Origin of the sequence: Phycicoccus endophyticus (assembly GCF_011326735.1) — a bacterium.
Lineage (GTDB): Bacteria > Actinomycetota > Actinomycetes > Actinomycetales > Dermatophilaceae > Phycicoccus > Phycicoccus endophyticus.
In genome coordinates this window covers 104,210-121,322 of sequence record NZ_JAANCN010000005.1, presented here as the reverse complement: position 1 = coordinate 121,322, position 17,113 = coordinate 104,210, and the positions used below count along the sequence as shown (strand labels likewise).

The following is a 17,113-nucleotide window of genomic DNA, read 5'->3' as shown; positions in this document are numbered from 1 at the left end:
CCTCCCGTCGGGCGTCCTAGGGTCGTGGGATGACCTCGCAGCCCCGCGACCGCCGCCCGAACATCCTCATGGTCCTCACCGACGACCATGCCGCCCACGCCGTCGGGGCCTACGGGTCGGTCGTCAACGAGACCCCGCACATCGACGAGATCGCACAGTCCGGCGCCCGGCTCGAGCACTGCTACGCGACGAACTCGCTGTGCGCGCCGAGCCGGGCGAGCATCCTCACCGGCACCTACAGCCACGTCAACGGCGTGCGGGTGCTCGCCGAGGACATCGACTCCAGCCAGCCGACCTTCGTCACCCAGCTGCGCGAGGCGGGGTACCGCACGGCGATCGTCGGCAAGTGGCACCTCGGGCACGGCGAGACCGACGGCGTCCCCCACGACCCGCAGGGCTTCGACTACTGGGACGTGCTCGTCGACCAGGGCGAGTACCTCGACCCGCAGCTGCTCTCCGCGGACGGCCTGCGCACCGAGCCGGGCTACGCCACGGACGTCATCACCAACCTCGCGCTGCGCTGGCTCGAGGGCCTCGACGGGCAGGCCCCCTGGTGCCTCCTGGTCCACCACAAGGCGCCGCACCGGCCGTGGACCCCCCACCCGGACCACGCCGACCTCTTCGTCGAGCCGGTGCCGGTGCCGAGCACCTTCTGGGACGACTACGCGACGCGCACCGCGTCGGCCCGGCGGGCGGCGATGCGCCTCGCCGAGGGGATGAACCTCGAGGACCTCAAGGCGACCCCGCCGGCGGGGCTCTCCTACGAGGAGGCGGCCCTGTGGAAGTACCAGCGCTACATGGAGGACTACCTGCGCTGCGTGCACTCCGTCGACCTCAACGTCGGGCGGCTCACCGCGTGGCTGCGCGAGCGAGGAGCCCACGAGGACACCCTCATGGTCTACTCCTCCGACCAGGGCTTCTTCCTCGGCGACCACGGGTGGTACGACAAGCGGCTCATGTACGAGGAGTCCATCCGGATGCCGTTCGTGCTCTCCTGGCCGCGGCGGGTCCCGGCCGGCACGGTCCTCGAGGGCATCGTGACCAACGTCGACATGGCCCAGACCTTCCTCGAGGCCGCCGGGGTCGAGCCCCACCCGCGGATGCAGGGGCGCAGCTTCCTGCCGGACCTGGTGGGGGCACCGGCCGCGCCCCCGCACGAGGGCTTCTACTACCGGTACTGGGAGAACGACGACCCCAACCACAAGGCCCCCGCGCACTACGGCTGGCGGACCGACCGCTACAAGCTCATCTACTACTACAACGACGGGATGGGCCTGCCCGGCACGAGCTGGCAGACCTACCCGCCCGACTGGGAGCTCTACGACCTGCACGACGACCCCGAGGAGCTGCACAACGTCTACGGCGACCCGGCCTACGCGGCGGTCCGGGAGGAGCTCACGGTGGCGATGTGGCGAGCCCAGGCCGAGCTCGGGGACGAGCCGCACCCGAGCCAGCCGGTACCCGACGGGGTCTGAGCCGGCGGCGCGCGGCCGGGCCGACCGGGTTACCGTGGGGCGGTGGGCGAGACGAGCACCGGGGGCGGGCGCAGCGAGCTCGTCGCCGTGCCGGGAGGCACCTTCCACTACGGCTCCAGCGCCTTCTACCCGGAGGAGGGGCCGGTGCGCCGCGTGGAGGTGGAGCCGTTCCGGATGGAGCGCCACCCGGTCACCAACGCCCAGTTCGCCGCCTTCGTCGCCGCGACGGGGTACGTCACGGTCGCCGAGTGCGAGCTCGACCCGGCCGACTTCCCCGGCGCCGACCCCGCCCTGCTCGTGCCGGGGGGTCTGGTGTTCACGCCGACCCCCGGGCCGGTCGACCTCGGCGACTGGAGCCAGTGGTGGCGGTGGCAGCCCGGTGCGAGCTGGCGCACCCCCGCCGGCCCCGGCAGCGGCCTGACGGGCAGGGAGAGGCACCCGGTCGTGCTCGTGGCCTACGAGGACGCGCTCGCGTACGCCGCGTGGGCCGGGCGGGACCTGCCCACGGAGGTCGAGGCGGAGTACGCGGCTCGGGGCGGCACCGACGGCACGACGTACGCGTGGGGCGAGGAGCTCCACCCCGGGGGCCGGCTGATGGCCAACACCTGGCAGGGTCGCTTCCCCTACCTCAACACCACAGCGCTGGGCTGGGCCGGGACCTCGCCCGTCGGGAGCTTCCCACCCAACGGCTACGGGCTCGTGGACTGCATCGGCAACGTGTGGGAGTGGACCCGGACCCTCTTCGGCGTCGGGGCCGACCGGGAGAGCGCCGACGCCCTCGCCCGCGGGGAGACCGCCGTCGTGCCCGAGGGGCCTGCGGCGGCGCACTCGTGCTGCGCGCCGGCGCGCGCGGGGGTGGTCGCGGCTCCAGCCGACGACGCGCAGCGCCTCGCCGCCGCCTCGGTCGCCCCGGGGGAGCGTCACCCCCGGCGGGTCCTCAAGGGCGGGTCCCACCTGTGTGCGCCGGAGTACTGCCTGCGCTACCGGCCCGCCGCTCGCTCGCCGCAGTCCGAGGACAGCGCGACGACGCACATCGGCTTCCGCTGCGTCGTGCGCTGAGGTCACATCGGCGTCCCAGGAAGGGCACAGCCGGCTCCGGGCCTGCGGCAGCAGCCTCCTGCCATGGACACCACACCGCGCAGCCCCACCCGTCACCACCACGGCCTGCGAGCCCTCGGCGGGCTCGGCTCGGCCGCCGCGGTCGCCCTCGTCGGGGTCGCCGCCCTGCCGGCCTCGACCGCCGCGGCCGCGGGCGTGGCCGACGACCGACCGCAGGTGCGCACCGCCAGTGCCGACCCTGCCGCCCTCCCGACGGAGACCAGCACCCGGTCGGTCACCTGGCGATGGGACGGCACCCGCTGGGTGCGCCTCGAGGGCTGACTCAGCCGCCGGGGCCGGGCGCCCGGCGGGGGCACCCCGCGCACTCGACGCAGCCGGGCAGGGCGTAGACGAGGCAGCAGGACGCGCGCCGCAGCACGCCGGGGAGGTCGCGGCCGAGGGAGAGCTCGGCCGTCCGGCGGGCCTCGGCCCAGACGTCGTCGACGAGCGCCGCCCGCACGTGCGGGCCGAGACGTACCGTCGCGGGATAGGCCGCCGCGAGCGGCTCGGCGACCGCGCGGTAGCCGGCACCGGCGGCCGCGAGGCGGGCCTCGAGCGGGCGGTCGTCGGGCAGGAGCGGCGGTAGGCGCACGGTGTCGGGGACGAGGGAGGGGGCGCGCGAGAAGGTCAGGCCCGTGAGCGAGGCGCTCCACGGCCCGGCGGTGGCCGCGTGCGCCGCGGTGTGGGCGGGGACCTGCAGCAGCCACTGCAGGACGAACACGGCGGCGACGGCCGGGGGCGCGCCCCCGCCGTACCAGCGCCGGTGGAGGGCGTGCAGCTCCTCCTGCCACGGCGTCGGGTCCTCCCCGAGAGGGTGGGGCAGCGGCGGCCCGGTGGCCGCCCACCGCAGCCAGGGGTGGCGGCCCGACATGCGAGCAGCGGCGGCCCCCGGGTCGGGAGCCGCCGCTGCCACGGACGGGTCGGGCCTCAGGAGGTGGCCTTCTCGTAGGCCGCCTGGACCTCGCTGGAGATGCGGCCGCGGTCGCTGACGTCGTAGCCGTTGCTGCGCGCCCACTCGCGGATCGCGCTGACGTCGCGACGCGCGCCCTTGCTGCCGGCGCGCGAGGTGCTGCGCCGGCCGCCCGTGCGCTCGGCGTGCCCGATCCACATCGCGAGCGAGTCGCGCAGCTTGGCGGCGTTCTCGCTCTTGAGGTCGATCTCGTAGCTGACGCCGTCGAGGGCGAACGTCACCGTCTCGTCGGCCGGCGACTCCTTGTCGACGTCGTCGACGAGCAGGACCTGGACCTTCTTGGCCATGGGGGATTCCTTCGGAAGATGGGGTTTTTCGGGGCATTCACGAGCATGCCCGGCGAAGGGTATGCACCGGCTATCGTAAAGGTAAAGGAGCGTTCAGGAGAAATGCGTCAGGGCAATTCCTCGCTGTGGCTTTCCTGAGCACTGTCGACGGGTCGTGCCGGGTCGTCCGGACCGTCCTTCCGGGTGGCCTGTCGGCGGTCCTGCTCGGCCTCGAACTGGCTCTGGGCCAGCCGTTCCCGGCGGTCGGCCTCCATCATCCGCTTGATGATGACGTAGAAGAAGGCGGCGACCACGATCGTCGGGACGACGGCGACGACGTAGGGCACAAAGGAGTCCATCGGCTCAGACCTCCGGCTTCAGGTGCGGGAAGAGGATCGTCTCGCGGATGTTTGCGCCGGTGAAGAGCATGACGAGCCGGTCGATGCCCACCCCGAGACCCCCCATCGGGGGTGCGCCGTACTCCAGAGCGCGCAGGAAGTCCTCGTCGAGCTCCATGGCCTCGGGGTCACCGCCGGCCGCGCGCAGCGACTGGTCGGTGAGCACCTGGCGCTGCAGCACCGGGTCGACGAGCTCGGAGAAGCCGGTACCGCGCTCGACGCCGCCGATGATGAGGTCCCACGCCTCGATCAGGCCGGGCACCGACCGGTGCGGGCGGGCGAGCGGCTGGGCGACGGCGGGGTAGTCGCACAGGAACGTCGGCTGGACCAGCCCGGGCTCGACGAGCTCGCCGAGCAGCTCGAGGAAGACCCGGTCCTTCTCCAGCGTCGGGTCGACCTCGACGCCGTGCCGTGCGGCGAGCTCGAGCAGCCGCTCCTTGGGGGTCTCGAGGGTGACCGGCTCGCCGACCGTCTCGCTCACGGCGTCGTACACCGGCAGCCAGCGCCACTCGCCGTCGAGGTCGACCACGCCGGCCGGGGTCTGGACCCGGCGCGCGCCGAGGGCGTCGGCGACCCCGAGGTAGAGGTCGCGGACCAGGGCGCCGACGGTGTGCTGGTCGCCCCAGGCCTGGTAGGCCTCGAGCATCGTGAACTCGGGAGAGTGCGTCGCGTCGACGCCCTCGTTGCGGAAGATCCGGCCCATCTCGTAGACCCGGTCGACGCCGCCGACGACGGCCTTCTTCAGCGGCAGCTCGAGCGCGATCCGCAGCACCATGTCCTGGTCGAAGGCGTTCATGTGGGTGCGGAAGGGCCGGGCGGCGGCTCCGCCGTGGACGAGCTGGAGGACGGGTGTCTCGACCTCGAGGAAGCCCTGCTCCTCGAGCACCCGGCGCAGGGCACGCAGCGTCGCGGCCTTGGTCCGGACCATGTCGCGGGCCTCCTGGCGCACGACGAGGTCGGCGTAGCGCTGGCGCACGCGCGACTCCTCGGACAGCTCCTTGTGGAGGACCGGCAGCGGGCGCAGCGCCTTGCTCGCCATCCCCCAGCGGCTGGCCATCACCGAGAGCTCACCGCGGCGGCTGGAGACCACGCGCCCCTCGACCCACACGTGGTCGCCGAGGTCGACGTCGGCCTTCCATGCCTCGAGGGCCTCCTCGCCCACCTCGGCGAGGCTGAGCATCGCCTGCAGCCGGGTCCCGTCCCCCTCCTGGAGGGTGGCGAACGCCAGCTTGCCGGTGGTGCGGACGAACACGACGCGGCCGGCGACCGCGACGACGTCGGTGGTCTCCTCACCGGTGTCGAGGTGGCTCCACCCGCGGCGCACCTCGGCGAGCGAGTGGGTGCGCGGCACCTGCACCGGGTAGGCCTGTCCGCCGTCGGCGAGGATGCGGTCGCGCTTGGCGCGCCGGACCCGCATCTGCTCCGGCAGCGCGGCCTCGGTCACGTCGGCGGCGGGGGTGTCGGTCACGGTGGACAAGCCTACGGGGGTGACCCTGCAGCCACTCGCGGCGGCGTGCGCGCGGTGGGTGCCACACTGGCGGCCGTGGACCCCGCTGCCGCCGCCCGACCGCGCTGCCCGTGGTGGGTGCCCGCGACCGTCCTGGCCCTCACCGTCGCCCAGCTCGCCGTGGCGCAGTGGTGGCCGGGGATCGAGCGCTTCGCCGACAAGGCCTTCGGTGCGCGGCTGATCGCCTACCCGCTGCTCATGCTCCTCGTGCCGGCCCTGTGGTGGTGGTCCACGCGCCGCCGTGGACCGCGGCCGCCGGTGCCGTACGGCGCGTTCGCGCTCGTCATGGCCCCCTTCCTCGTCGACGTGACGGGCAACAGCCTCGACCTCTACGACACCGTGGCGTGGTGGGACGACCTGAACCACTACGTCAACTGGCTGCTCCTCCTCGGTGGCCTCGGGCTGCTGGTCGCTGCGCGGGTGGAGCCCCCGTGGGCCGTCGGCCTCGTCGTCACCGGGCTCGGGGCCATCCTGGCCATCGGGTGGGAGCTCGGGGAGTGGTACACGTTCATCCGGCACGGCACCGAGCGCTCCACGGCCTACGAGGACACCCTCGCAGACCTCACCCTCGGCACGCTCGGGGCCCTGACCGCGGGCCTCGCCCTCCGGTGGACGGGGGAGAGGCGCCGGAGCGCGGGCTGACGCGGGTCGCGGAGCAGACGACCATCGCGGCAGTGGTCGGCGGTTCTGCCGCGGATCCGAGGACCAGGACCGGGATGTGGTGGCCCATTCCATCGCTCATTCGCCTCTGACACACTGAATCCATCATCCGACCCCGGAGAAGGACGCGATCTCGTGAGCCCGACCCCCACCCGCATCACCCACCTCGTCGCCGGCGCGCCCTGGGAGGGCACCGCGCAACGGACCGGCCCGGTCTACAACCCCGCGACCGGGGAGCAGACCGGGGTCGTCGACCTCGCGTCGGCGCAGCTGGTCGCCGAGGTCGTCGCCGGGGCCCGGGCGGCATGGGCCGGCGAGTGGGCGCAGGCGTCGCTGACCCGACGCACCCAGGTCCTCTTCCGCTTCCGCGAGCTGCTGAACGAGCGCAAGGAGGAGATCGCCGCCCTGATCACCGCCGAGCACGGCAAGGTCCTCTCCGATGCGCTCGGCGAGGTGACCCGTGGGCTCGAGGTGGCCGAGTTCGCTTGCGGCATACCGCACCTGCTCAAGGGGGGCTACACCGAGAACGCCTCGACCAAGGTCGACGTCTACTCGATCCGCCAGAGCCTCGGCGTCGTCGCGGTGGTCAGCCCGTTCAACTTCCCGGCGATGGTCCCGCTGTGGTTCGTCCCGGTGGCGGTCGCCTGCGGCAACGCGGTGGTCATCAAGCCGTCCGAGAAGGATCCGTCGGCGGTCAACGCCGTCGCGCGGCTGTGGACCGAGGCCGGCCTCCCCGACGGCGTGATGAACGTCGTGCACGGCGACAAGGAGGCGGTCGACGCGCTGCTGACCCACCCGGACGTCGCCTCGGTCTCCTTCGTCGGCTCGACGCCGGTCGCGAAGTACGTCTACGAGACGGGCACCGCGCACGGCAAGCGCGTCCAGGCCCTCGGCGGCGCGAAGAACCACATGGTCGTCCTGCCCGACGCCGACCTCGACCTCGCCGCCGACGCCGCTGTGAACGCCGGCTTCGGCTCCGCCGGCGAGCGGTGCATGGCCATCTCCGCGCTCGTGGCCGTCGAGCCGGTCGCCGACGAGCTCGTCGCCAAGATCGCCGAGCGGATGAGCACGCTCGTCACCGGTGACGGCACCCGCGCCTGCGACATGGGGCCCCTCGTCACCGCGCAGCACCGGGACAAGGTCGCCTCCTACCTCGACGCCGGGGTCGAGGCCGGGGCGACCCTCGTCGTCGACGGCCGGGAGGGGGAGGTCGACGCCGACGGTGAGGGCTTCTTCCTCGGCCCCACGCTCTTCGACCACGTGACCCCGCAGATGTCGGTGTACACCGACGAGATCTTCGGGCCCGTGCTCTCCGTCCTGCGGGCCGCCTCCTACGACGAGGCGCTGGGGCTCGTCAACGCCAACCCCTACGGCAACGGCACCGCGATCTTCACCAACGACGGCGGCGCGGCCCGGCGCTTCCAGCACGAGGTCGAGGTCGGGATGGTGGGCATCAACGTCCCGATCCCGGTCCCGATGGCCTACTACTCCTTCGGCGGCTGGAAGAACAGCCTCTTCGGCGACAGCCACGCGCACGGCACCGAGGGTGTGCACTTCTTCACCCGCGGCAAGGTGGTCACCTCGCGCTGGCTCGACCCGAGTCACGGCGGCCTCGAGCTCGGCTTCCCGCGCAACGCCTGACCTGCCCGCTGTCGACTCAGGGCGCGCCGCGAGCGCCGGCATCGTTGTCAGTTCGTGACCTGGACGGAACGGCCGCCAGGTGGCGGGCCCTCTCGGCCTGCCCCATCATGGATGGCGGCGTGCGCCTACTGCGCACGCCGCTCGCGACCCAGGAAGTGGACGGACCGCCCAGATGACGACCCGGAGGAAGGCGCTGCTCGCCGCCGCCGTCGCCCTGCCCATGGTGCTCGGGGGTGCCGGCACCGCGTACGCGGCCCACTACCAGGACAAGGCGCTGCCGGGCAGCACCGTCGCGGGGGCCTCGGTGAGCGGGCTGACCCGCGAGGCCCTGGCCAGCGCGGTCCGTGAGCGCGCCGCCGACGTCACGGTGACCCTCCGCTCCGGGTCCACGAGCCGCACCGAGCACCTCGCCGACCTCGGCGTCGACGTCGACGTCGACGCCACGGTCGAGGCCGTCCTCTCCCCGAACGCCTCGTGGTCCTCCTACGCGACCTCCCTGGTCTCCTCGCGGGACGTCTCCGCCGTCGTCACCCACGACGAGACGGCGCTCGACGACGTCGTCACCGAGCTCGTCGAGCAGGCGGGCAAGGCCGGGCGCGACGCCACGGTCGCCCTTGCCGAGGACGGGCGGTCCTTCACGGTGACCCCCGCCGTCACCGGCCAGACGGTCGACCCGTCCTCCTTCCAGGACGTCGTCGAGCAGGCGGCCGCCACCCTGACCTCCGCGACGACCACGCTCGAGTTCGTCGACGTCACCCCGACGGTGACCACCGCCGCGGCGAAGAAGGCGGCGGCCGCCGCCAACGCGGTCATCGGGCGGACCGTCGCCATCTCCGACGGTGTCTCCGAGCACGAGGCGTCGCGGCGCACCAAGGCATCCTGGGTCAGCGTCCCGCAGACCGCCGACGGCTTTGGCGCGCCGACCCTCGACGCCGACAAGGTCGGTGCCTGGGTGACGTCGGTGGCGCAGGACGCCGAGATCGAGCCGACCGAGGGCCTGCGGTACGTCGACGCGGCCGGCGCCGTGCGTCAGGTGATGACCGAGGCCGTCGACGGCCGGACGGCCGCGAACGCGGACGCCCTCACCTCCGCCGTGGTCACGGCGCTCGGCTCCGCCAAGGCCTACCGCGGCGAGCTGGCCTACGACACCGTGCCGGCGACCTGGGAGGAGCGCGAGATCGCGCCCGGGGCCGAGTCGCTGGCATACTTGGCAGCGGTCGGGGAGAAGTGGATCGACGTCAACCTCAGCCAGCACACGATGACCGCCTACGTCGGCGCCGACGTGGCGCTGGGGCCGGTGTCCATGGTCAACGGCGCGGCCGAGACCCCCTCGTCCACCGGCCTCTTCCACGTGTACTACAAGAACCCGCTGATGACGATGCGCGGCTCGAACGCCGACGGCTCGGACTACGAGACGCCAAACGTCCCCTGGTCCTCGTTCTACGACGGCGGGATCGCGCTGCACGGCGCGCCGTGGCGCGACAGCTTCGGCTACGCCGCCTCGCACGGCTGCATCAACCTGCCGGTGAGCACCGCGAAGTGGGTCTACGACTTCGCGCCGGTCGGCACCCCGGTCGCGGCGCACTACTGACGCGCGAGGCGCTGCCGGGCCGCCGGTGTCACGCCAGGAGGGCCAGCGCCGCGAGGGCCGAGGCCAGCAGGACGGACACGTCGAAGGTGCGTTGGCTGATCCGACGCACCGTGGCGTAGCCCGCCAGACCGCCGAGCAGCACGAGCGGGGCGAGCAGCGCGGCGCGCCCGGCGTCGGCCCAGTGCATCAGGCCGAGGCCGACGGAGAACGGGACCTTGACGAGGTTGACGATGAGGAAGAACCACGCGTTCGTCCCGACGAAGCGCCGCTTGTCGATGCCGGACGCCGACAGGTAGAGGGTGGTCACGGCGCCCGCGGCGTTGGCCGTCATCGTCGCGAACCCGACACCGGTACCCGCCGCCCAGGCGACACCACGCCGCTCGTGCAGGGTCGAGTCCGCCTCTCCGGCGCGCCACTTGACCCACAGCTGGAGCAGGACCAGGACGAGCAGGATGCCGCCGATGCTGCGCCGGAGGGTGGTGTCGTCGACGACCCGTAAAAAGAGGCTCCCGAGGACGAGCCCGGGCAGCACCGCCGGGAGCAGCCGCCGCACGATGGCCCAGTCGGCATCGTGCCGGTAGTGCCACACGGCGACGAGGTCGCCGACGATGAGGACGGCAAGGATGGCCGCGGTCGACTGCCGGGCCGGGAGCAGTGAGGCGAAGATCGCGACGGCGACCACGGCCAGGCCGCCGAGGGCCGTCTTGGAGTAGCCGATGACGAGCGCGGCGAGCCCCATGAGGGCGGCGGCGAGCAGGCCGCCGCCGAGCAGCTCCACCACGGTCCTCCTTGCGGGCTCGACGCCCCGGCGCCCGGAGGTCAGCGCCCGACGCTACTCCCGCGAGGAGCGGGCAGCCTCACCGGCCTGCCGCGGGTGGCCCGGGCTCACCGGCCCGGACCTCGCCGGCTCAGTACCGCCGACCGAGCTTCTTGCTCCGCCAGGCCTTGCCGAGCTCGCGGCGGACCACGTCGCGGCGACGCTCGCCCTCGACCTTGTTCGGCAGCGAGAGCTGGACGACCTTGAGGTAGACCGAGGCGGCCTGCTTCCACAGGCTGCCCGTGACGTAGGGCAGGTCGTTCCGCTGCATGAGGTCGCGGATGCGCGGCGCGATCTCCGCGTACCGGTTGCTCGGCATGTCGGGGAAGAGGTGGTGCTCGATCTGGTGGCTGAGGTTGCCGGTGATCACGTGCATCGCCTTGGTGCCGCTGATGTTCCCCGAGCCGAGCATCTGGCGCAGGTACCACTCGCCACGGGTCTCGCCGTCGATCGAGGTCTTCTCGAAGGTGGAGATGCCCGGGGGGAAGTGCCCGCAGATGATGACGGTGTTCGTCCACAGGTTGCGCACGAGGTTGGCCACGACGTTGGCGGTGAGCGTCGTGCGGGAGGAGCCGCTGACGGCCGAGAGCGCCGGGTGGACGACGTAGTCCTTGGTCGCCTGGCGCTTGATCTTCTGGAGGACCTCGTTGCGGTTCGCGCGGAAGGTCGCCTTCTCCTCCTCGCTCATCCGCTCGCGCTTGGCGAGGTAGCCGCCGAGCTCGAGGTCGTAGGCCGCGATCGAGTACTCGAAGACCAGCGCGTTGCCGACGTGCCAGATCGGCTGGAAGAGGTAGAACAGGCTCCACGGCTGGTCCTCGTCGACCCGCAGGATGCCGTAGCCGAGGTCGTTGTCGCGCCCGAGCACGTTGGTGAAGGTGTGGTGGATCTCGTTGTGGCTGTGCTTCCACTGACTCGCCGGCGAGGCGTTGTCCCACTCCCAGGCGGTCGAGTGGATCTTCGGGTCACGCATCCAGTCCCACTGGCCGTGCATGACGTTGTGGCCGATCTCCATGTTCTCGAGGATCTTCGAGACCGAGAGGCCGGCCGTCCCGAGCCACCACGCCGGGCGGAAGCCCTTGACCTTGACGTTGCTGAACAGCAGCAGTGCGCGCGAGCCCATCTCGAGGTAGCGCTGGGTGCGGATGACCTTGCGGATGTAGGCCGCGTCGCGGTCGCCGCGGGAGTCCATGACCTCCTGGCGCAGGGCGTCGAGCTCGTGGCCGATGCCCTCGATGTCATCCGGGCTCAGGTGCGCGGCCGGGTTGGGCCGTCCGGTCCCGGTGAGCGCCGCGCGCTGCGGGCGGGGTTCGTCGCTCGTCACGCGCAGCCGCGGGTTGATGCCCTGCGGCTTGGTCGAGGCGTGGTCGGCACGCTGGGGGGCGAGGGTCATGGTGGTGTCCTTCCGGAGGGGTCGCGGGAGGGTCGGTGGTCAGAGGTCGAACTCGCAGGCGCCGGCGACGGCGTTGATACAGGTCTGGACGGGCAGCGGTTCGTCGGACTCGTGGACGGTGACCTCGCCGGTGCGCAGGTCGCGCACGGCGCCGCCGCGCATCGGGACGACGCAGCCGTAGCAGATGCCCATCCGGCACCCGCTCGGCATGAGCACGCCGGCCGCCTCGCCGGCGTCGAGGATGGGGGTTGCGCCGTCGGCCTCGACGACCTGCTCGCTGCGGGCGAACGTCACGGACCCACCCTCGCCGGGCTCGACGACGGTGGGGCGGAAGCGCTCCACGTGCAGCCGGTCCGGGACGCCGGTGTCGGCCCAGTGCTTCTCCGCGGCGTCGAGCAGGGCGGTCGGGCCGCACAGCCAGGTCTCGCGCTCGCGCCAGTCGGGGACGAGCGTGTCGAGCCGGCCGAGCTCGAGGACGCCGTGGACGTCGTCGAGGTTCAGCGAGAGGGCGACCCTGCCGGCGTCGTGGTGCTCGGTGAGCTCGCGGTGGAAGATCACCTCGTGCTCGCTCGGGGCGCAGTGGACGTGGGCGACGTCGGTGAGCTCGGGCAGGTGGTTGCGCAGCATCCCGATGACGGGGGTGATCCCGCTGCCCGCGGTGAGGAAGAGGACCTTCGCGGGCGCCGGGACCGGGAGGGTGAAGCCCCCGGTGGCCTGGTCGAGCATGACGAGCGTGCCGGGGCGGGCCCGCCGGACGAGGTGGGTGCTGACCTTGCCGTCGGGGATGGCCTTGGTCGTGATGGCCACGCACCCGGCGGGGATGCCGGCGGCGGCCGAGCCGTCCGCGCGGTGGGTGAGGCTGTAGGCCCGCCAGTGCCGCACGCCGTCGATGTCGATGCCGATCCGGATGTACTGGCCGGGGACGTGCCCGGCCCAGCCGCGACCCGGGCGGATGACGACCGTCGCGGCGTCGTCGGTCTCGGGGCGGATCTCGACGATCCGCCCGCGCAGGTCGGCCCCGGCGCGCATCGGGTCGATGAGGTCGAGGTAGTCGGCGGGGACCAGCGGGGTCGCGAGCGCCTCGGCCACGCGGCGCGCCCCCCGGGCCAGTCCGCCGAGCGGGCCGGGGGTGTGGGCGCCGAGGCGCGGCCGGGTGCCCCCACGGGGGGTCGCTCGGTCGGTCGTCGAGGCGGTCACGGTCCGACCATAACCTACGTTCCCGTAAGTTACGAGAGCGTAGGGTCTCTTCTCAGGAAGGGGCCAGGGACGCCCCGGGCGCCGGTCGACGCCCGCATCCGGCCGGTGACCTGCCGGAACCTTCAGCGACCGACCAGTGACCTGCCGGAACCTTCAGCGACCTGCCGGTTGTAACCCTCCGGCCGCTGAAGGTTCCGGCAGCCGGAGGGAAAGTTGGGGCGGGCGGGTCAGTGGTCGCCGGCCATGAGGCGGCCGATCTCGGTGCGGTCGGCGTCGGCGGCGGCCATCTCGGCGACGACCTTGCCGCCGTGGACGACGGCGATCCGGTCCGAGAGCGAGAGGATCTCGTCGAGCTCGGCGGAGACGAGCAGGACGGCGGCGCCCTGGTCGCGGGCCTGCACGATCCGGCGGTGGATGAACTCGATGGACCCGACGTCGACGCCGCGGGTGGGCTGGGCGGCCATGAGCAGCCGGGGCTCGAAGGACATCTCCCGCGCGACGACGACCTTCTGCTTGTTGCCGCCGGAGAGCGAGCCTGCGGTCTGCATGACGCCGGAGGAGCGGATGTCGAACTCCTCGCGCAGCCGCTGGGCGTTCTCACGGACCGCGGCGAACTGGCGCACCCCGCTCCTGGCGTACGGCGGCTGGTCGAACTCGTTGAGGACGAGGTTGTCGGCGATGGAGTAGGCGCTGACGAGCCCGTGCTTCTCGCGGTTCTCCGGGATGTGCCCGACGCCGGCGTGGTGGGTGCGGTGCGGGTCGGCCCTGGTCAGGTCGAGGTCGCCGAGGGTCATCTGCCCCGAGACGACCTTGCGCATCCCGGCCAGGGCCTCGACGAGCTCGCGCTGGCCGTTGCCCTCGACCCCGGCGACGCCGACGATCTCCCCGGCGCGCACCTCGAGGGAGAAGCCGTCGACGGCGGTCAGCTCGCGGTCGTCCTCGACCCGCAGGTCCCGGATCGAGAGCACCGTCTCCCCGGGGGTGGCGGGCTCCTTGTCGATGGAGAGCACGACCTCGCGCCCGACCATCATCGTCGCGAGCCCGGTGGCGTCGGTGTCCCCGGTCGCGACCTCCCCGACGACCGCGCCCTGGCGCAGGACGTAGACCCGGTCGGCGACGGCGAGCACCTCGCGCAGCTTGTGGGTGATGAAGACGATCGAGGTGCCGGAGGCGGCGAGCTCGCGCATCACCCCGAGCAGCTCGTCGGTCTCCTGCGGGGTGAGCACCGCCGTGGGCTCGTCGAGGATGAGCAGGTCGACGCGCCGGGAGAGCGCCTTGAGGATCTCCACCCGCTGCTGGGTGCCGACCGGCAGGTCGTCGACCTCGGCGTCGGGGTCGACCCGCAGCCCGTGCCGCTCGGCGAGGTCGCGCACCATCCGCCGGGCGCCCTCGAGGTCGAGGACCACGCCGGCCCGGGTCGTCTCGTGGCCGAGCATGAGGTTCTCGGCCACCGTCATGACGGGGACGAGCTGGAAGTGCTGGTGCACCATGCCGATGCCGCGGCCGATGGCGTCCTTGGGGTCCTTGATCGGGGTGGCGTCGCCCTTGACGCTCACCGTGCCGGCGTCCGGGGCGATCAGCCCGAAGATCTGGTTGACGAGGGTGGACTTGCCGGCGCCGTTCTCGCCGAGGAGCGCGACGATCTCGCCGCGGCGCACCGTCAGGGTGATGTCGCGGTTGGCGTGGACCGAGCCGAAGCTCTTCGAGAGGCCCTGGATGTCGAGCAGCACCTCGCCGACGACCCCCTCGCCGAAGCCGGAGCGCTCCGGGGGCAGCTCCCGCGCGGCGTCGGTCGTGGCGACCCGCTCCAGGTGGTCGGGGCTGGTGTCGACGTGCCCGGCCGGGGTCGGGGTGCCCTCGGCCTCCGGCGTGCCGGTCGTGGTCGGGTCCGACATCACTGGTCTCCCTTGACGTAGGGCTGGCCGACCGCCCCCGGTGCACGCACCCGGCCCGCGGCGAGGCCGAGGACGACGAGCACCGCGACGTAGGGCAGGGTGGCGAGGATCTGCGGCGAGGTGACGGCGGCGAGCAGCCACTCGAGGAAGCCGCTCGGCTCGCCGTCGACCCCGAGGCCGGACTGCTGCAGCTGGCTGGCGACCGCGTTGACGAAGCCGAAGAAGAGCGCCATGGCGAAGGCCCGCAGCGGCCGCCAGGCGCCCATGATCATGATCGCCAGGGCGAGGAAGCCGCGCCCGGCGGTCATGCCGCGCTCGAAGGAGCTCGACGCGTCCATCGACAGGTAGACGCCCGCGAGCCCGGCGAGCGACCCGGCGATGGTGACGTTGACCAGGCGCAGCCGCTCGACGTTGATGCCGGCGGTGTCGGCCGCCGAGGGGTACTCGCCGACCGCCCGGGTGCGCAGCCCCCAGCGGGTGTGGAAGAGCAGGAGGTGGATCCCGATCGCGGCGAGGATCGCCACCGTGGCGATCCAGCTGCGGCCGCTGAAGAAGACCTCGCCGACCAGGGGGATGTCCTGGAGCACGGGGATGTCGAGGTTGGGGATGACGCCGGGGAGGATCTTGCCCGGCGTGTAGTAGAAGGAGGTGATCCCGGTGGCGACGATGTTGAGCACGACGCCGGCGATGATCTGGTCCATCCGCCAGCGCACGGTGGTCCAGGCGAGGAAGGCCCCCGCGACGAGCCCGCTGCCGACGCCGACGAGGACGCCGACGAGGATCGAGCCGGTGGCCGCGGCGGTGAAGAACCCCGCGAAGGCGGCGATGAGCATCTGCCCCTCGATGCCGATGTTCACGACGCCGGAGCGCTCGCCGATGACGCCGACGAGCGCGGCGAGGACCAGCGGGATGGCGTAGCCCCACGCCGAGACGTACATCGACGGCGCGATGTCGTTCGCGGCCCAGTAGAAGACGTAGGCGGCGACGACGACCACGGCGAGCAGGCCGACCGTCACCCGGTTGCGCATGACCCAGGCCATCTCAGGACCCCCAGCTCGTCGAGGCGACGCTCACCTTGTCGGCCCGGCTGCGGAACAGCCAGGTGCCGAGGACCGGGATCGAGACCATGAGGAGGATGAGCGCGAGCAGGAGGTCGACGATCTCGGGGGCGATGCCGGTGGAGAACTGCAGGCCGGCGGCGCCGGTCCGCAGCACGCCGACGAGGAAGGCCGCCGGGATGGTGGCGAGCGGGTTGGCGCGCGCGAGCAGGGCGATGGTGATCCCGTCGAACCCGAGGGAGCCGACGATGGCCGGCTCGAACCGGTGCAGCGTGCCCTCGGCCTCGAGGGCGCCGCCGAGCCCGGCCAGGCCGGCCCCGATGACGACCGAGAGCACGACCATCGTGTTGATCCGGATGCCGGCGTACCCGGCGGCGCTCTTGTTGGCGCCGACGGTGTTGAACCGGAAGCCGAGCGTCGTGCGCGAGAGCATCCACCAGCACAGCGCCGCGAGCACGGCGGCGATGACGAACCCGATGGGCACCCCGGAGAGGGCCCCGACCCGTGAGGCGGCCGGGATGGACTCGGTCTGCGGGATGCCGCTGGTCTTGGAGCGCTCGGCCTGGAGCGGGCCGACGACGAGCCAGAAGGTGACCCCGGAGACGATGTAGTTGAGCATGATCGTGGAGATCACCTCGTGCACGCCGCGGTAGGCCTTGAGGACACCGACGAGCAGCCCGACGAGGCCGCCGAGGGCGATGCCGGCGAGCATGCCGAGCACGGCACCGAGGAAGCCGGCGCCACCGGCGAGGTAGGCCACCCACGCTCCCGCGATCGCCCCCATCGCGAACTGGCCCTGGCCGCCGATGTTGAACAGCCCCAGGCGCAGCGGGATGACGACGGCCAGGCCGGTGAGGACCAGCGGCGTCGTCTTCTGCAGCGTGCGGGTGAACGCGCCCGGGTAGACGAGCGCCTCACGCACGAGCGTCTCGTAGGCGTACCACGGGTTGACCCCCTGGGCCCGGATCAGGGCGGCGCCGATGAGCAGCGCGATGACGAGGGCGACGAGGATGACGATGGCGTTCTGGTGGGCGATGGCGTACGCGAGGGCGCCACCGCGGGAGGGCCGCTGCTCAGGGGGCTGCTGCTCTCCCGGTGACGGCGCCGCGGGCGCCGTGCGGGTGTCGGACATGGGTCTCCAATGGACTCG

Annotated in this window: 16 protein-coding genes; 6 read left to right on the top strand and 10 right to left on the bottom strand. The window is 72.7% G+C overall.

Going from position 1 to position 17,113, the window contains the following annotated elements:
* Window positions 1-29 precede the first annotated feature (29 nt).
* From G8D98_RS07560 to G8D98_RS07550, 3 genes are all read left to right on the top strand, one after another.
* Window positions 30-1,475, top strand: a complete 1,446-nt coding sequence (locus G8D98_RS07560; protein WP_166101209.1) for a sulfatase family protein — start codon at window positions 30-32, stop codon at window positions 1,473-1,475.
* Between the two features lie 42 nt (window positions 1,476-1,517).
* A complete protein-coding gene (locus tag G8D98_RS07555; RefSeq protein WP_166101206.1) occupies window positions 1,518-2,534 on the top strand; it encodes a formylglycine-generating enzyme family protein in 1,017 nt (338 codons plus the stop codon).
* 63 nt (window positions 2,535-2,597) lie between these two features.
* Window positions 2,598-2,855, top strand: coding sequence for a hypothetical protein (locus tag G8D98_RS07550; RefSeq protein ID WP_166101203.1), 258 nt, complete (start codon window positions 2,598-2,600; stop codon window positions 2,853-2,855).
* A 1-nt stretch (window position 2,856) separates the two neighbouring features.
* Here the strand turns inward: G8D98_RS07550 and G8D98_RS07545 are convergent, their stop codons facing one another.
* The 4 genes from G8D98_RS07545 to lysS all read right to left on the bottom strand — a co-directional run bounded on the left by G8D98_RS07545 (window position 2,857) and on the right by lysS (window position 5,624).
* Window positions 2,857-3,444: a (2Fe-2S)-binding protein gene (locus G8D98_RS07545; protein WP_166101200.1), complete on the bottom strand. Its 588-nt coding sequence runs from the start codon at window positions 3,442-3,444 to the stop codon at window positions 2,857-2,859.
* Window positions 3,445-3,500: 56 nt separating this feature from the next.
* Window positions 3,501-3,830 (bottom strand): histone-like nucleoid-structuring protein Lsr2, encoded by a 330-nt coding sequence (locus G8D98_RS07540; protein ID WP_166101197.1) that lies wholly within the window; start codon window positions 3,828-3,830, stop codon window positions 3,501-3,503.
* 107 nt (window positions 3,831-3,937) lie between these two features.
* On the bottom strand, window positions 3,938-4,156 hold the full coding sequence (locus G8D98_RS07535; protein ID WP_166100946.1) for a hypothetical protein: 219 nt from the start codon (window positions 4,154-4,156) through the stop codon (window positions 3,938-3,940).
* Window positions 4,157-4,172: 16 nt separating this feature from the next.
* Window positions 4,173-5,624, bottom strand: a complete 1,452-nt coding sequence (lysS, locus tag G8D98_RS07530) for a lysine--tRNA ligase (protein ID WP_166101486.1) — start codon at window positions 5,622-5,624, stop codon at window positions 4,173-4,175.
* A 126-nt stretch (window positions 5,625-5,750) separates the two neighbouring features.
* Between lysS and G8D98_RS07525 the strand changes: the two genes are divergently transcribed.
* The 3 genes from G8D98_RS07525 to G8D98_RS07515 all read left to right on the top strand — a co-directional run bounded on the left by G8D98_RS07525 (window position 5,751) and on the right by G8D98_RS07515 (window position 9,606).
* A complete protein-coding gene (locus tag G8D98_RS07525) occupies window positions 5,751-6,356 on the top strand; it encodes a DUF2238 domain-containing protein (protein ID WP_166101194.1) in 606 nt (201 codons plus the stop codon).
* Window positions 6,357-6,509: 153 nt separating this feature from the next.
* Complete coding sequence (locus G8D98_RS07520) at window positions 6,510-8,015, top strand: CoA-acylating methylmalonate-semialdehyde dehydrogenase (protein ID WP_166101193.1); 1,506 nt, start codon at window positions 6,510-6,512, stop codon at window positions 8,013-8,015.
* Between the two features lie 172 nt (window positions 8,016-8,187).
* On the top strand, window positions 8,188-9,606 hold the full coding sequence (locus G8D98_RS07515) for a L,D-transpeptidase family protein (protein ID WP_166101190.1): 1,419 nt from the start codon (window positions 8,188-8,190) through the stop codon (window positions 9,604-9,606).
* 28 nt (window positions 9,607-9,634) lie between these two features.
* Here G8D98_RS07515 and G8D98_RS07510 read toward each other — a convergent pair whose 3' ends face one another.
* The 6 genes from G8D98_RS07510 to G8D98_RS07485 form a co-directional block, all read right to left on the bottom strand.
* Window positions 9,635-10,384, bottom strand: coding sequence for a sulfite exporter TauE/SafE family protein (locus G8D98_RS07510; protein ID WP_229661898.1), 750 nt, complete (start codon window positions 10,382-10,384; stop codon window positions 9,635-9,637).
* A gap of 130 nt (window positions 10,385-10,514) precedes the next feature.
* On the bottom strand, window positions 10,515-11,813 hold the full coding sequence (locus G8D98_RS07505; RefSeq protein WP_166101187.1) for a fatty acid desaturase family protein: 1,299 nt from the start codon (window positions 11,811-11,813) through the stop codon (window positions 10,515-10,517).
* A gap of 39 nt (window positions 11,814-11,852) precedes the next feature.
* Window positions 11,853-13,010: a ferredoxin reductase gene (locus tag G8D98_RS07500; RefSeq protein WP_205859722.1), complete on the bottom strand. Its 1,158-nt coding sequence runs from the start codon at window positions 13,008-13,010 to the stop codon at window positions 11,853-11,855.
* A gap of 227 nt (window positions 13,011-13,237) precedes the next feature.
* Window positions 13,238-14,905: an ABC transporter ATP-binding protein gene (locus G8D98_RS07495; protein WP_166101184.1), complete on the bottom strand. Its 1,668-nt coding sequence runs from the start codon at window positions 14,903-14,905 to the stop codon at window positions 13,238-13,240.
* Window positions 14,905-15,945: an ABC transporter permease gene (locus G8D98_RS07490; RefSeq protein WP_166101181.1), complete on the bottom strand. Its 1,041-nt coding sequence runs from the start codon at window positions 15,943-15,945 to the stop codon at window positions 14,905-14,907. Before G8D98_RS07490 ends, G8D98_RS07495 begins: the two co-directional genes overlap by 1 nt.
* Window position 15,946: 1 nt before the next feature.
* The gene (locus tag G8D98_RS07485) at window positions 15,947-17,095 is read right to left on the bottom strand and encodes an ABC transporter permease (protein WP_166101177.1); all 1,149 of its coding nucleotides are present in this window, start codon (window positions 17,093-17,095) and stop codon (window positions 15,947-15,949) included.
* Between the last annotated feature and the right edge of the window lie 18 nt (window positions 17,096-17,113).